The 16064-nt window shown below is 62.5% G+C and carries 12 protein-coding genes; 7 read left to right on the forward strand and 5 right to left on the reverse strand.

What is annotated here, in order from left to right:
- Positions 1-702: 702 nt before the first annotated feature.
- The gene (locus tag LJE91_00545; GenBank protein MCG6867251.1) at positions 703-2859 is read right to left on the reverse strand and encodes a heparinase II/III family protein; all 2157 of its coding nucleotides are present in this window, start codon (positions 2857-2859) and stop codon (positions 703-705) included.
- A 327-nt stretch (positions 2860-3186) separates the two neighbouring features.
- On the opposite strand from LJE91_00545, the gene LJE91_00550 reads away from it, so the two are divergent.
- From LJE91_00550 to LJE91_00560, 3 genes are all read left to right on the forward strand, one after another.
- Entirely contained in the window at positions 3187-3609 is a 423-nt protein-coding gene (locus LJE91_00550; GenBank protein MCG6867252.1) for a DUF6524 family protein, read from the forward strand.
- Between the two features lie 82 nt (positions 3610-3691).
- On the forward strand, positions 3692-5398 hold the full coding sequence (locus tag LJE91_00555; protein MCG6867253.1) for a CBS domain-containing protein: 1707 nt from the start codon (positions 3692-3694) through the stop codon (positions 5396-5398).
- On the forward strand, positions 5395-5859 hold the full coding sequence (locus LJE91_00560; protein MCG6867254.1) for a type II toxin-antitoxin system RatA family toxin: 465 nt from the start codon (positions 5395-5397) through the stop codon (positions 5857-5859). Before LJE91_00555 ends, LJE91_00560 begins: the two co-directional genes overlap by 4 nt.
- 135 nt (positions 5860-5994) lie before the next feature.
- On the opposite strand, the gene LJE91_00565 is transcribed toward LJE91_00560, so the two are convergent.
- Both LJE91_00565 and LJE91_00570 read right to left on the reverse strand, forming a co-directional pair.
- Positions 5995-8160 carry a cupin domain-containing protein gene (locus LJE91_00565; protein ID MCG6867255.1) on the reverse strand — a complete coding sequence of 722 codons (2166 nt, stop codon included), beginning with the start codon at positions 8158-8160 and terminating at the stop codon, positions 5995-5997.
- Positions 8161-8163: 3 nt separating this feature from the next.
- Positions 8164-9426 (reverse strand): glycosyltransferase family 4 protein, encoded by a 1263-nt coding sequence (locus LJE91_00570; protein ID MCG6867256.1) that lies wholly within the window; start codon positions 9424-9426, stop codon positions 8164-8166.
- 301 nt (positions 9427-9727) lie between these two features.
- Here LJE91_00570 and LJE91_00575 point away from each other — a divergent pair, with 301 nt between their 5' ends.
- From LJE91_00575 to LJE91_00590, 4 genes are all read left to right on the forward strand, one after another.
- On the forward strand, positions 9728-10897 hold the full coding sequence (locus LJE91_00575) for a peptidase (protein MCG6867257.1): 1170 nt from the start codon (positions 9728-9730) through the stop codon (positions 10895-10897).
- The gene (locus tag LJE91_00580) at positions 10884-11867 is read left to right on the forward strand and encodes a glucosyl-3-phosphoglycerate synthase (protein MCG6867258.1); all 984 of its coding nucleotides are present in this window, start codon (positions 10884-10886) and stop codon (positions 11865-11867) included. The genes LJE91_00575 and LJE91_00580 overlap by 14 nt, the downstream gene beginning before the upstream one ends.
- Positions 11868-11932: 65 nt before the next feature.
- Entirely contained in the window at positions 11933-13393 is a 1461-nt protein-coding gene (locus tag LJE91_00585) for a glycosyltransferase family 4 protein (GenBank protein MCG6867259.1), read from the forward strand.
- A gap of 46 nt (positions 13394-13439) precedes the next feature.
- A complete protein-coding gene (locus LJE91_00590) occupies positions 13440-14333 on the forward strand; it encodes an HAD family hydrolase (GenBank protein ID MCG6867260.1) in 894 nt (297 codons plus the stop codon).
- 12 nt (positions 14334-14345) lie between these two features.
- Here the strand turns inward: LJE91_00590 and LJE91_00595 are convergent, their stop codons facing one another.
- Together LJE91_00595 and LJE91_00600 are read right to left on the reverse strand one after the other, a co-directional pair.
- A complete protein-coding gene (locus LJE91_00595; GenBank protein ID MCG6867261.1) occupies positions 14346-15005 on the reverse strand; it encodes a molecular chaperone TorD family protein in 660 nt (219 codons plus the stop codon).
- 86 nt (positions 15006-15091) lie between these two features.
- Positions 15092-15715, reverse strand: a complete 624-nt coding sequence (locus tag LJE91_00600) for a PilZ domain-containing protein (GenBank protein ID MCG6867262.1) — start codon at positions 15713-15715, stop codon at positions 15092-15094.
- Positions 15716-16064 lie beyond the last annotated feature (349 nt).

Genomic DNA, 16064 nt, shown 5'->3' on the forward strand with positions numbered 1-16064 from the left:
GCCGACACCAAGCCCACAGGCCTTAGGCGATTTCTGTCAAATGACATACCACCCTGCTTGTCTTTTCGTCCGTCCTCTGTGTTGCGACAACCGTTGCATAGTTCGACTATGCGCCAGTTGTCGCGCCTGGATGACGAACGAAAATCCGGCGCGATCTGGTATGCCATTTTCCGGCAATCGCCTTATCGAACGTCTCTCGCTTCCGGCAATGGCGGGCCTACGGTTCGTTCTCAAGCGACGACCTGTCTACAACCTGCGCGTCTAGCCATGGTCAAGCCGACGGCTACACTGCATCCTTGCTAGATTCGCGGCAAGTCGTCCCCGACCGGCTTAGACGGTAACTCCCCGTCGAGCGATCGATCGAAAGGACAGTATTCGGAACGCGTCTGGCTGGTGGAATTTCAGATTTTGCCGGGAAGGTTCCCTGCTGAAGCTCACCTTATTCACACACCCTGCGCACTGCTGCTGATCCAGTCCGTCTGGGGCGAACACATCCTGGTGATACCCGTTCCACCATGGGCTGTCTGTCAGGACCCATCAGGATCCCAAGCCCTTGGAGGCGGCAATTATTGCGAAGCCGGCACTCGGGGTCAAGTGCGGCCGGAAACGGTTCGCAATCGGATTCGTTTACGGAAACCAGGGGTGTCCGATCCGTAAGGGAAACGGAGAACCGAAACATCGGCTAAAACCATTGGGGAATTCCTACGGAATGGAGTCCCCAGCCCACTCGAACCGATCCACCAGATCACCGGCGGACCCCATCCTGAAACATGCCACACGTCCGGTGGCGGTCCATTCGGCGAATTGCTTTGGTCCCATCCGGCCGGACACCATGACGGCGTCCCGTGCCCCGCCGGGCCCCTGCACTGCCACGGCGCTCCCCGGTGTCCCCCTCACCTCGATTGGTTCGGCCGAGATGGGGCCTCCTTCGCTTCCGGGAGCCCGCGGATAGACGACGGTCACCAGCACCAGGTCGCCCGAAGACCGGGTCTCGAAGATGGCCACGTCCGCCGGCTCCTTGTGGTGGTGGTCCGGCGAGTACCAACCCTGGACGGGATCGTCCTCTCCGCTCACAACCGTTGTCCTTGTCGAGGGACTCCCGAGATGCAGTAGCGTGAGTCCCGCGCCCGCCGCCGAAGACTCGAAAATCACCCGGTTCGGCGCCGTCACCGCGATCCGAACGTCCGGCGGCGCGTGAAAAAGAGCCTGGTATCGATGCGGCTTTGCCGCGGACAAGACATCGAAAATCACCCAGTAATCCGGCTTGACGAACACCACTGTCCTTTCGTGCCTAACTCCGTTCTCGATCCCGGCCTCTTTCGGCCTCCTGATCTGAAATTGCCCGTAACCGGAATCGTAGGTCGCACGGACCATGTCGAACTTTTCATGGTGTTTCCAGATGGCCGCCTCTCCCTGGTTCAGGGTACGCACCAGGTTCTCCGTGTCCCAGCGCCGCACCTGACCCAGACCGTCGACGAGCACCGTATTGTGTCCCTGGGATCCGACAAAGTAGTTTCTGAATGGATCGGTTGGTTCGTAGGTGTAGGAACCCGGATCCACGATCAGCGGGGTCGCAAATGCACAGACCTCGATGCTCAGCTTGTCCTCGTGGCCATGCGGACCGCCGTACTGACCCGCATCGAAGAGCAAACTGTGCCCCCTGCCTTTCCAGCCGTCGCGCATGACATGAAGTCCTGCATTGGGAAACCCGATCGATGCCCGCGCCGGCTCGCTTCCCCGCCTCCCCCCCGATGCCAGGAAGACAACATCTTCACGACCCAGTTTTCTCCCGAGCGCTTCCAGGCGGTCGGCCTGCCACAGGATGAATCCGTCGTTGATCTGCGGCATCGTGCCATCCGGCCGCAACAGGCAGCCGAGAAAGAAACACATCCTGCCCAGCCAGTCCTGCAGATCATCCCGTGGGAGACTCAGCCCGTAGCGATTCAGCAGGTCGTAGGTCTTCTCGAACTCGTCGATCACCAGCCACTGGTATCCGGTCGACAGCTCGAAGTGAGACCCGTCGTCGTTGACCTGCTTGCGCAGTTCATCGTTCAGAATCGACAGCGCGCCTTCGCGCCAGGCGGCCGCCCCGCGTATCTCGGGAAACACACAACAGGCGGCAGCCAGACCGTTCTGCTCCCTGAGCAGATGGTTTCCGCTCGTGTGGAACAGCGACAGGAACCGCATATGATCGCCGATCGAACGCAGCATCAGCAGTTTTGCATCGTCATCGAAACGCACCGACTCATGGAAAAGGGCGAATGAGGGAATCCAACTGATGCGCAGCCGCAGAGCCACTTCCATCAGCCGCCACGCAGGGTGCCGCTCGTCCCTGGCGGGGATGGGAGGGTTGGTCTCGATCCAGTGCCTGAGCTGCGATACGAAGGTATCGGCGTAACGCTCGTCGCCGCTGGCGCGGTACGCCAGCCCGAGGACGACCCACCAGGCGTGGCGATTCATCATCCAGAGCCACTCCTGCTTGGCGGCCACGTTTCGCGACCACTCGATGTTCCCGTTCGCATCCACGGAGGGGGGAATACCCGAAGGCGAGAGCTCGAGGTCGAGGACCCGCTCGGCACGCTCCCTTATCCCGGTGTCCCCCTGTACCTCGAGATCCAGGCGCAGGTCGGTGAGATAGCGATCGGGCTCCGGCCAGCCCTCCTCGACACGTCGTCGGTAATGGGCCAGCAGGGCGGAACGGGCGGCGTCGGTGTCTTTACGTTCGAGGGCTGCAATAACCGACGGGATATCGAATGTCCCAAAGAAATCCTCTTCTCCCAGGTCCATGGCCAGGCGCAACCGCGGCGCAAACAGCCTGGCCACTCGGCGTTTCAATAACTTGAGCGTTTGTATCGCCATATTTCTTCTGAAGGAATATCTGCTGGGGCGAACCCGTATCCGCACCGCCCCGATTCATCACATCGCCATGCTACCGCCATCGCGCTTCACCGCTGGAGGACACGAACCCACCCGCCCCGCGAGTCTCGCAACACTCGATCAGTTCTGAGATACTGGAACCGGTTTCCGGAGTGCGCCGCAAGCATCGCCGGTGGCGAATATCAGGGCCTGGACCGGAGCCGTTTGTCGCTGCTGCCGCGATTCGTTGGCTGAGCGATTCCATGGCGCATGCTCCGTCGGTACCGTACTCCCGGATCAAAATAACCCAATCCAGGGAATCACAACACGATGGCTGCAAAGGAATTCACGTGGTCGGGTTTCGTCGTCCGCCTGATCTTCGCATTGTTTCTGGTCTTCGCCACCTACAATCCGAGCGGATATTCCTATTTCCATTGGGTCGAACGGACATTGCCGTCGTTCGATCCGCTGATGGCGATCACCGGTGTCTGCCTGCTGATCGGGTGGGTCATCTTTCTTCGCGCGACCCTCCGTTCACTCGGCCCGCTGGGGGTGATCCTGACATCCGCCCTGTTCGGCGCCATCCTCTGGCTCGTGGTGGATAAGGGCTGGATCGCGCCCGACAGTTTCACCGCCATTTCCTACATCGTGCTCGTCCTCCTGTCCACCATCCTGGCCACGGGCATGTCATGGTCGCACATCCGCAGGCGCATGACCGGCCAGTTCGACGTAGACGAAGTCGAGGAAGACTAGGCGCCGTGCCTGTTTCCACCTCGACGCACCGAGAGGCGAACCACGACCCTGCAGCAAGAGCGAGCCCGAGGCATCTCAGATCATGAAAAACATCGTCATACTGGGGGCAGGCACCGGCGGTACCGTGGTCGCCAACCTGCTCGCGAACAAGCTCAACCTGAAGGAATGGGCGATCACGATCATCGACAAGTCCGACGAACACCACTACCAGCCGGGTTATCTCTTCCTGCCCTTCCGGCTCTACGGCTATGAGGAGCGCGAGAAGGTCGTGCGCAGGATCGACGACAAGCTCCCCAAGAACGCCACGTTCGTCAAGGCCGAGGTCAAGCTGATCGACCATGAAGACAAGAAGGTCGAGACCGGTGAGGGCATCTACCGCTACGACTTCCTCATCTGCGGCATGGGTTGCCACCCTGCGCCGGAAGAGGTCGACGGCATGGCCGAGGCCATGGGAAACGACGTCCACACCTTCTACACCCTGGACGGTGCCATGCGTTCACAGGACGCCATGGCCCGTATGGAATCCGGCCGGCTGCTTGTCCACATCTGCGACATGCCCATCAAGTGCCCGGTCGCACCCATCGAATACGCGTTTCTGGCCGACTACTTCTTCGCTCTCAGAGGTATCCGCGACAAGATCGACATCACCCTGGTCACGCCGTTCAGCGGCGCATTCACCAAACCCAACGCGAATCGCATCCTCTCTCAAATCGCCGGGGAAAAACGGGTCGATATCGCGCCGAATTTTTCCATCGAGAGCGTCGACCCGGGCAGGAAGCAGATCCACTCCTTCGAGGGCGAAGCCCTCGACTACGACCTGCTGGTCACCATCCCGCCTAACGTGGGTCCCTCGGTCATCGACGCCTCGGGCCTCGGAGACGGGACGGGTTACGTACTGACCGATCCGAGAACGCTGAAGGCCAGGAAGGCGGACGGCGTCTACGTGCTCGGCGACAACTCCAATGTCGCCACCTCCAAGGCGGGCTCGGTCGCGCACTTCGAGGCGGAAACCGTGGTCGAGAACATCCTCAACGAGATCGAGGGCAGGAAGCCCGTACCGAGCTACGACGGTCACGCCAACTGCTACATCGAGTCGGGCTACCACAAGGCCCTGCTGCTGGACTTCAACTACGATATCGAACCCCTGGAAGGGCACTTTCCCCTGCCCTTCGTCGGTCCCTTTTCCCTGCTCAAGGAGTCCTACGTCAACCACATGGGCAAGATCCTGTTCGACTGGGTCTACTGGAACATGCTCCTGACCGGTATCCTGCCGATGGTGCCGCTGATTCCTTCGCAGATGAATTTCATCGGCAAGGACCTGTCGACCCACCCCAAGGTGCAGCGTTCCAAGGAGATCAGGATCCGAGACGTGATGACCTCGAACGTCGTCACCGTCCAGACCGGGACGCCGGTCTACAAGGCCGCCGAGGCGATGGTCGAGCACAACATCAGCAGCGTGCCGATCGTGGACGTCGACAACAGGCTGGTCGGCATCCTCACCGAGTCCGACTTCCTGAGCGCACTCAACATCAGCGAGGAAGGGGCGGTGGCCCAGCTGTTCGACATGGTGATCCGCCGGAACCGTCCACGGCGCACGGCCGGCACGACCGTCGACGGCCTGATGACACCCAACCCCATCACCATCGCCGAGGACGCATCGCTCAGACAGGCGATCGAGTTGATGGACCACAACCGCATCAAACGGCTGGTCATCACCGACGAGGAAGACCACGTCAAAGGCGTGATCTCCCGCCCCGACCTGATGAAGCTGTTCTCGAGGAAGGAGTGAGATTTCGGGACTCCCGTCACCTTTACCTTCCGCAGAGCCGCCTGTTCGCCGTGGTCGCGGACGTGGAGCGCTATCCCGAGTTCGTCCCGGGATGGGAATCGGCCCGGATACTGAAGCGTGACGAGACCGGACTCACCGTCGAACAGCAGATCGGCATCGGGCCGGTCTGCAAACGCTTTCGTTCCCGTGCGACGATCGAGCCGCAGTCCCGAATCCGCATCGCCTCGATCGACGGCCCCTTTCGCCGTCTGGAGATCGACTGGTCGATCGTCCGAGAGGTAGACGACCGCTGCACCGTGGATCTGGCGATCGACATCGAGGCGCGGGGTGGGATCGTCGGGCGCATCATCGAAACCAATTTCGATTCCGTCGCGCGGCAATTGATCCCCCTGTTCGTCGATCGCGCTTTCCGCCTCGGGATGGGCGCACCGCGTGAGGTCGGACCCCGGCCCCCCCCCTAAGCTCTGCCCGCGGCGCAGGTAGACGCTGAGCGCGATCATGCCGACCGCGTAGACGCAGATGACACCCCAGTCCAGCAGCGTCACGCGGGCTCGATTCCGGCGCCGGCACCGCGGCCGGTGATGCGTGACACCGGATCAGCTCCGGCCGTAATCGTCCTCGAAGCGCTCGATGTCGTCCTCGCCGAAATAGTCGCCGCGCTGCACCTCGATGAATACCAGCGGGCCCTGGCCGGGATTCATGATTCGGTGCAGGGCCTGCTTGGGGATATCGACGGATTCCCCCGGACCCAGGGTTAGCGCTTCATCGCCGCGTGTCACGACCGCCGTGCCGCTGACCACGTGCCAGTGCTCGCTGCGGCGCCGGTGTCGCTGCAGCGACAGGCGTTTTCCCGGCAGGACCGTGATCTCCTTGACCTTGTGGTCGTCGGCGTCCAGCAACACATCGTATCGGCCCCAGGGACGGACGCTTTCGTCGTCGGCATTCTGACTTGTCTTCACTTCGCTCATGATCGGATCCCTGTGCTTAGGGTTGGGGGTCTCTCCCGGAACCGCCGGCCACAGCCAGCGTGTCTGATACGGCGCCAGCGCCAGGGAACCGTCCGCACCGTCAACGATCTCATCCGCGACGATATCGATCCACTGGTACTCGTTCGGCACGGCGCCGCCGTCACTGTTCAGTCCGCAGATGTCGATTTCACGCGCCGCATTGGTGAGATTATGGACCGAGATCACGCGTTCGGAGCCGTCCGTGGCCAGCCGCTCGATGCCGAACAGTCCGTTGTCCAGATCCAGCACACGCTGGGGGACGTCGGGGTGAAACGCGGGATAAGCGGCGCGCAGGACCAGCAGACGACGGTACTCGCGATACACCCTCGAGGTGACCGAGGTCCGGTCGGACAGCAGGTCATTCAACTGCACCTCGGACCAGCGGCCCCGGTTGATGGCCCTGGGATGACCGGTCTGTTGGACCCCGGAATAGTCGTTCCTGCCGGCCGTCAGGCTGTGGAAATAGATCCCGGGGATGCCCCTTAGCGCAAGCGCGATGGCCTGGGAACAGAGGAACCTCGCGATCTGTGTCGCCTCGTCCTGAATCATCGGATCACCCATGGCGTCAAACCAGGTGATGTTCAACTCGTAGGGACGCGCACGGCCATCGTTTCCAGTCCTTGAGGAAACCCGCCCGCCGAGTTTCTCCACCCGCTCCACGAGGTCGAAGAGTTCCTCATCCGGCACGATACCCTCCAGGGGCCGGACACCGATGCCATCGTGGGAGGCGGTGAAATTCAGGAAGGTGCACCCAGGCGGCGGATCGTCCAGATCCCTCGCCCAGGTGGTCAGGTAGCTCGAGTTACCGGTCTGCAGTGCGTGCAGCAGCAGGGGCGGCAGGCTGAACTGATAGACCATGTGCGCTTCGTCACCGTCGCCAAAGTAACTGACGTTCTGGTCATGTGGCAGATTCGTTTCCGTGAGAAGCAGGGTCCGGGGCGACAGTCCCTCGAGAACGTCGCGCAGCAACTTCACGACCTCATGAGTCTGCGGCAGGTTGATGCAGGGGGTTCCAACCTCTTTCCACAGGTAAGCGATGGCGTCCAGACGGATGATCCGCGCCCCGTGTGTGGCGTAAGACAACAGGATCTCCAGGAACTCGAACAGGACGTCGGGGTTCGAAAAATCCAGATCGACCTGGTCGGCACTGAAGGTGGTCCATACGTAGCGCTCGCCGCACGGGGTCTGTGTCAGGGTGAGCAACGGACTGGTTCGCGGCCTGACCACGGCGCTGAGGTCCACTTCGGGTTCCATGAAAAAGAAGTAGTGCCGCTCGGGGGCGATTCCGGTCTGGAAATGGCGGAACCACGTACTCTGACTCGACACGTGGTTCAGCACCAGGTCGAACATCAGATCGAAGTGCTCGCCAATGGCTTCCACGTCACCCCATTCGCCGAGTGCCTCGTCCACGACTCGGTAGTCGATCACGGAGAATCCATCATCGGAACTGTAAGGAAAAAACGGCAGGATATGGATGCCGCGAACCGCATCCTTGAGGAAGCGGGTGGCGAACCGATTCAAGGTCTGCAATGGCTTTTCGCCTTCGGCCCGCACCATGTCCCCGTAGGTGATCAGGATCGAATCGCCCTCATCCCATCGGGTCGGTCTGCGTTCGTTGCGCCAGGCGATGTCCAGCCCGAACCGCCCGGCCAGCGCTCCCAAACGTTCCAGCAGCAGCGGGGTCCGGTCGCTGCCGTAGAGACGTTCGAATCGTGTCCGGACCTGGTCGACAAGATGCCTGGGAAAGACGATCATGGTTCAGTCGGTCAGGTGGCGAATGTTGTTGAACAGCGACTGAAGGCCATAACGAAGTACCCGATAACTGTAGTACTTTCCGGCCAGCTCGTAGTTCTGCCTGACGACCGATTCCCGGTAGTCGCTCTCGTTGCAGAGTTTCCGCACCTCGGCGACGGCGCTCCGGTTGATGAAACCGTCGATCATCGGCAACTGGAAACCCTTCGGCTGGATGTCGCGCGCGAACACCTCGTATCGGTTGACCAGCACCGGCTTGTGGAAATAGAAGGCCTCCAGCAACGCGTTGCCGAAGCCCTCGTAGAGGCTGGGGAACGTGACCAGGTCCGCGTGCGGATAGAGGTCCTCGAGCACGAACATCTTGCGGCCGCGCCCGTCGAGCTGGCGCACCTCCGCCACCCGGTCCGCTATCAGCACCAGTTCCACATTCTCGTCCTGCGCCAGCTCCCGAATCTGCCGCAGATAGTAGACGCCCTCGTCGCCGGCATCGTGGGAGACGACCAGCTTGAAGCGCGGATCGTTCAGGCGCCGTAGCAGCATGATGGCGTGCTCGATCCCCTTTCTCGGGACGATGCGCGTCGGCTGCAGCACGAAGATATCGTCCTCCGACAGGCCGATCTGCTCCCTCACGTCTGCATTGTAGTCGTCAAGCGGTGGGGGCGGATTGGTGAAATCCAGGACGTTGGGAATCAACACCGAACCGATCCCCTTTCGCCAGGCGAGTTCCTCACGCGCGGCCTTGTTGATCACCACGTGCTGCAGACGGGGGATCCTGGGTGGAAACGCCGTCTCAAGATAGTCGTGCGCGGCGGAGTTATGGAACCGGCTGCGCTCCCAGTAGAAATCGTGGTGGTGCGCGATCGTGGGGATTTCCGTTTCGATCAGGAACTCCGTAATCGCGATTCCCAGCGGCACGTGCATGGGGATAGTCACGGCGTTCTGCACGATGAGGATCGTGAGATCGAACTTCTCCACGAACTGGGAGAGCGTCAGCTTGAGGTAATCGACCATCTCGCGGATGCGCCCCGCCGTAACGCGCTCGCGATGCCGCTTTCCCCAGAGTCGCTCGTTGATCCACCGCACCTCGCCGTGCTGGAAAAATGCCTCCGGCACGCACAGGCTGATGGCGGGGTCTCGATCGAGCTGCCCTGCGTACCAGTAGCTGACGTGACCGTCCTCCCAGAGCACCTCGGCCCACTTGGCCGACTCCAGCGACACACCGTCGGTACCGGCGAACCGGGTCGAGATGAATCCTACGTTTTCGGGCATCGTCGGCGGTGTTGTTGTTGTTCGGGGGCGTCGGCTTCGGGTGGCTGCATCGCTGTCAGGGGCGAGACCCCATCGTTCCTTATAGCCTGAATGACCGTACAGCGCCAGAACAATAGCCTCGTTCCCCGGGGATTGCTGCCGGCAACGGAATCCGCCCGAGCGCACGAAGCCGACGATTGTACGATCCCCGAGGATCGGTCAAACTAGGTGCGCCGCGTTTGCAGGCAGCCGTCGCTGCACGTTGGAAGGGATTGCCTCTCCAGCACCCGGATATGACGTTCCCCACCGACTCGGAGGTCACATGGCCCAGCCGACGCTCGCCACGCAGGATCCCGGCCGATGGATCCACGATCTACCAATATCGCTCGGCGAGTACCGTGAAATGCTGCTCGCGAACCTGATCATGATCGGCGAGATTCCGGCGCCGGCCTTCGACGAGAAGGCTCGCATCGAATTCGTCAAGCAACGCTTCACGGAATGCGGGTTGCAGAAGGTCTCTTCCGGCAGCGCCGGAAACGGCCTCGCCGTACTCCCGGGCCGCAGCGAGGGCAGGAGCATCCTGATCACCGCCCATACCGACACGCCATTCCCCGATACGGTCGCCCACACGCTGACCGTATCCAGCGACCGGGTCACGGGACCCGGGGTCGCCGACAACAGCCTGGGCCTGGCCGCGCTCACCACCCTGCCGACGATCATCGAGGGCCTCGGACTCGAGTTCACGCACGACCTGGTCTTCATGGCCGACACACGCAGTCTGGGCAAGGGAAACCTGGAGGGGCTGCGCTCGTTTCTCACCCGCGCCGACATCCCCATACTGGCCGGACTCTCCATCGAAGGTGTGCAGCTCGGTCGCCTCGACTACATCTCGCTGGCCACACTCGGCGGGGAAATCGAATGCATCGCCAAAACGTGGAACGGTATCGATGGCCAGGACACGATCGCGGCGTTGAACCAGATCATCACCCGGTTGCGCAACATTCCGATGCCGGGCGAACCGCTGACCCGACTGATCCTGGGATCCATTTCGGGCGGCACGTCTTACAAGACGCCCGCGAACTCGGCCACGCTGCGGTTTCAGCTGCGCGGGGAATCCGACGCCGTGGTCGATGGCATCGCCGAGGAGATCCTGACCATCTGCGAGGAGATGGCGTCGAACCTGGATATCGACGTGGACTTCGACGTCATCGCCAGGACCCGCGCCGGCGGGCTGTCCCCCGGTCATCCCCTGGTCCAGAACGCGCTGTCGGTCCAGCAGTCGCTCGGCATCGGGACGATCGCCCCGGCCCACTCCTCGGCCGCGTCGGTCTTTCTCGAGGAGGGGCTCCCGTCCCTGACCGTCGGCGTGAGCCTGGGGGAGAATCGCGGCGGGGTGCGCGAATACGTCGAGATCGAACCGACGCTCAAGGGTCTTGCCCAGGTCATCGGCATCCTCAGGGCGATCGACGGGGGCTGCTGTGGCGAAGATTGACGAGTGGTTGAACACCAATACCTTTCACTACGGTCAATTCTGGGACATCAAGGGCCTGATCGATACGAAAGAGCGGCGCAATCTCAAGTTGTCGCTGTGTATCCCGACGCTGAACGAGGAAACGACCATCGCCAAGGAGGTGGTCCTGTTCAAGTCGGAACTCGTCGACCGCTACCCGCTGCTCGACGAGATCGCGATCATCGACTCGGGCTCGACCGATCGCACGCTCGAGGTCGCGAAATCCTTCGGTGCGGACGTCTACCTCTCGGCCGACATCCTGCCCCATCAGGGCTCCCGCCGCGGCAAGGGTGAAAACCTCTGGAAGGCGATCTACCAGTTGAGCGGGGACATCATCGTCTACGTCGACGCGGACATTAAGAACATCCACCCCCGTTTCGTCTATGGGCTCGTCGCACCCCTCATCTACCGGCCCGAGATCCACTACGTCAAGGCTTTTTACGACCGTCCACTGGCCGACGAGACCGGGATTCGACCCTCCGGCGGGGGACGCGTGACGGAGATCCTGGTCCGCCCCCTGTTCTCGCTCTTCTTCCCGGAACTGGCGGCGCTGATCCAACCCCTTTCGGGCGAGTACGCCGTTCGGCGGCAGGTCCTCGAACGTATCCCCTTTCCGATCGGCTACGGGGTCGAGACCTCCCACCTGATCGACGTGTACTCCGAATGGGGCCTCGACGCCTTCGGCCAGACCGACCTCGACCGTCGCGTACACCGCCACCAATCGACACGCGACCTGGGGAAGATGTCGTTCGGGATCCTGCACGCGTTTCTCGAACGCCTTCGCTCCCGCGGGCTCACGGGGGAGATGCCACACCTGACCCCCATCCTCAGGCAGTTCCAGTTCAACGAGGGCAATTACGAACAGGTGGTCTTCGAGTTGCCGGAGGAAGAGAGACCGCCAATGATCGATATCCCCGAATACCGGGACCGGTTCGGGATCCAAGATAACTGAATGAGACCTTGCCGTGCCGCGGGCCTCACCTTGCGGATACGGCGATCCGGGGGAGTTGCCGGCACGTGCGAATCGCGGTCGTTCATTATCACCTGCGAACCGGCGGGGTCACCCGTGTCATCCGGCACGCGGCCCAATCGCTGCGCGGCCGGGATACCTCGCTGGTCGTCCTTTCCGGTTCGCCGCCGCCGGAGTCTGTGCCCTTCGAGGTGCGCGTCGTCCCCGGCTTGCGCTACGAGGCCGAGCGTCCGGACCTGTCTCCCGGCGATCTGGCGGCGGAGCTGTCGGCGGTCGCAAACGACGCGCTCGGCGGGCTGCCGGACGTCTGGCATTTTCACAATCATTCGCTCGGCAAAAACCTGCTCGTTCCCGGATGCGTCCTCGCGCTGGCGCGAGCCGGGCACCACCTGCTGCTCCAGATACACGACTTCCCGGAAGACGGCCGTCCGGGTAATTACCGTGTTCTCAGACAGGGGCTTGCCGACGGCCAGGGTCCGTTATCACGGCTTTATGAGGCCCTTTATCCTCTGTGCGATCACGTTCACTACGCCGTGCTGAGCGGACGTGACGGTCTTGCCCTTCGCGAGGCCGGAGCGCCGGAACGCCAGGTCCATACACTGCCCAACGCCGTCTCGCTGGGTCCTGTGGACGACCGGGACGCATCCGGGATGCAGGAGGAAAAACGCCTGTGGCTCTACCCGACCCGGGCGATCCGACGCAAGAACCTGGGCGAATTCCTGCTCTGGGCGGCAATGGCGCGAGAGGCCGATCGCTTCGCGACGACCCGAGCGCCGGAAAATCCGGTGGAAAGACCGGCCTACGACGACTGGCGCGCTTTGGCCGCGGAACTCGACCTGCCGGTGGAATTCGGGCTCGGGGAGCGGAGCGAGAATTTCGAGGCGTTGCTGGCTTCGGCCCACGCAATGGTCACCACCAGTGTCGCCGAGGGGTTCGGTCTGGCCTTTCTCGAACCCTGGCTGATGGGCAAGGCCGTCGCAGGCAGGGACCTGCCCGAGCAGACATCCGATTTCCGTGACGGGGGCGTCGATCTCAACCAGCTCTACGAGCGGGTGGCGGTGCCACATGAGTGGTTCGACGGGGGGATCCTCTACCGCAAGGTCCGAGCAGCGCTCAAACGCTCGATGTCGAGCTACGGGCGGGTCCCCGCTGCCGGGGATACCGAAAGGGCACTCGCCGCCTGGACGAAAGGTGACACCATCGATTTCGGTCGACTCGACGAGCCGCTGCAGCGCGAGGTAATCCTACGCGTGGCACGGACGCAGACGGGCCAGGCGGCGGTGTCGCCCGGGGTGCTCATGCGGTCCGAGCCGGATACCGACACCATCTCGCGCAATCGTCGGATCATCCGGGATCGTTGGGGAATCGAGGCCTACGGAGACCGACTGCTGGGCCTGTACGAAGGCGTCCTGGCAGCACCCGCGACTCCTGGGCTCGGTGCGCTCAATGGTGACAGGCTGCTGGACCGCTTCCTCGCGCCCGAGAGACTCTACCTGCTTCGAAGCTGATCGGCTTCCCCCCGGTACCATCCGATAATCCGTGACCCGAAAAAACATGGCAACCGATACGCACGACCTCTCGCTGATCTCCCTCATCCGAGGGGCGAATACGCCGCTCGAACCGTTGGGAACCGGTCAGGAGACACGCCCGGGGCCACTCGAAGGGATCCAGGCGGTATTGTTCGATATCTACGGCACCCTCCTGATCTCCGCGTCGGGCGACATCGGCACCGCGCGAGCGTATTCGGATGCGGGCGCGGCGCTCACTGCGATGCGCAGGGCCGGGGCAATACCGGCGGACTTCCGCATCGAGGCAGATGCGGACGCACTGCTGGAAGACACCATCCGGGCACACCACGCCGTCTCGCGCGGCAGGGGTATCGAATTCCCGGAGGTTGATATCTCTCAAGTGTGGCGCGACGCCATCGCCGAGCTCGGGTTGCCGGCGTTACGCGACGACCAGTTGCGGCGGGTGGCGGTGGAGCATGAGTGCCTGACGAATCCTGTCTGGCCCATGCCGGGAATGGACGAGACCCTGACCGCCCTGTCGGTGTCGGGCTGCCGCCTCGGTATCGTCTCCAACGCGCAGTTCTACACCCCATTGACGATCGAGGCGCTTGCCGGCCGCGCACTGGAAGATCTCGGTTTCGAGCCGGCCCTATGCGCCTGGTCTTGGACCCGGGGCGAGGCAAAACCGTCGATCCGGCTGTTCCTCGGAATCCTCGACGTACTCGACAAGCGACACGGGATCACGCCTCGGGAAACCCTGTATGTCGGCAACGACATGTTGAACGACATCTGGCCGGCATCCGTCCTCGGATGCCGAACGGCGTTGTTCGCGGGGGATAGCCGGTCACTGAGGCTGCGCGGGGACGATGATCGCGTGCGCGGACATATACCGGACCTCGTCGTTAACGACCTGCGACAGATCCCCCGCTTTCTCCGCTAGGAGCCCACAGCGTTACTGGAGCTGGGAAAAGTGGCGCTTCTCGATCCCGAAGAAACTCTGCCCGAACTCCCCGACGGCGCGATAGAATCGGGCGGGTTTCGCTTCCTGTAGATCGGCGAAGAAACGGCCAAGCCACGGTTCGAGGTAGACCCTGAACAACCTTTCCTGCCAGGCGGGATCGAACGCTTCAGGGCATGCCACGATCATCCCCATCGTGTCGCACAGCACGCCGGCATGATCCTCGGTGGCGCAGGATCCCTCCCTGGGCTCGATCCCGAGCGACAGGAGATCGAAGCGCAGATCCTTCAGCGGCTGATCCAGCAGCTCACCCGTCAGATACCAGGACGCAAAGGGCATGATCGGCCCCCTGCCGCCCCAGGCGAACAGTGCGCGGTATTCCGCTGCCGCGGCCTCGATATCGGTGCGTGCCGCCACCTCGCGCAACACCTCCCATCCCGGCGCCAGCGGCATGTGGTCGTCTGCCCGCGCCACATCGATGCGCGCCAGCGACTTCAGCCGCTTTTTGCTGGGGGGGAATGAGAGCAGTTCTCCGAGCAGGGTGTAGGTCCCCGCCCTGAGGTGGGTCACCGAATCTTCCCGCCATGATCCGGGGACGTCCTTCCCCGCACGCGCGTCGCGCTCGGCCCTTGAAAGGCCGAAAGTCCATTTCATTCCTCTGCTCCCGGGTCGGTCCACCGATGGCGCGAGTATACCAATTCGACGCGCCGACCTAACGGGTTGCGATTCAGTCTGCCAGGCTACAGGGGATCGGCCCGGTCGGTTTCCAGATCGACGGCGACACGCGAGCGCGACTTGTCGAGTTCGAATAGGTGTCGGCTCAACAGGTTCCGGTCGTCCTCGTGCATCAGGGTGAAATTGATCGCCACCCGCCACAGGGTATGGTTCCCAGGCTCGGCCTCCTCACACCGGGTCACCTCTCCCTGCACAAAGATCCCCATGGCGTCTGGAAACAGCCGGATACCCATCTCAACGAGCGTGCCCGGGGCGTACTCGACGCGGGACGGAAAACGAATCCCATGCGCGCTGACGTTGACCTCGTGGGTGGCCACCTCGGGCAGCCGCGGTTGTCCGTCCGTCAGTGCGAGTGCGACGAGGTCGATCTTGTAATTCAGCACTTCCAGCACGGCATGAACATCCCGGTCCCGAACGGCCAGGTCCTTCAGCGCCGCGCTCGTTCGCTTGGTGACCTGCTGCAGATTGTTCGCGAGCAGGAAACGTGCGCGCCGCGTCTCGAAACCATCGATGGCATCGTCCATCGAGCCCGTGTCGATGGCGCTGACGTACAGACTCACCCTGTCGTCGAACCGGGAGGATCGACGGTGCTCTGAACCGGTCGAAATGAATGATGCCGAGTCGCTCATTGGTCTTGCCGCGGCCCCGCGAGGACGCGTTTACGATCTGGTCTCTATCAGGGCCATACGCCCCTGTACAGGTTTGAATGCTAGAGAGCGGTTGGTCCTGCGTTCTCCGCTATCGGGTCAACCGGTCGAAGTGAACGACGAACGGTGTAACGTTCCGCTTGCCATCCGCGGGCAATGCAGCCGCAGCGCTTCTGCAACCACCATGGCTCCTGTGCCGTAGCTTCCCCGTCGTGACAGCCCGTCGGTCGTTTACCCCGCCTCGCTCCGGTCTCCCCTGCGATGCCGCAATGCCGATTCCTATACTCGAACGCGCTAACAACAACGGGCCCGAACCGCCTACCGACGCGAC

This window comes from Gammaproteobacteria bacterium (genome assembly GCA_022340215.1).
Lineage (GTDB): Bacteria > Pseudomonadota > Gammaproteobacteria > JAJDOJ01 > JAJDOJ01 > JAJDOJ01.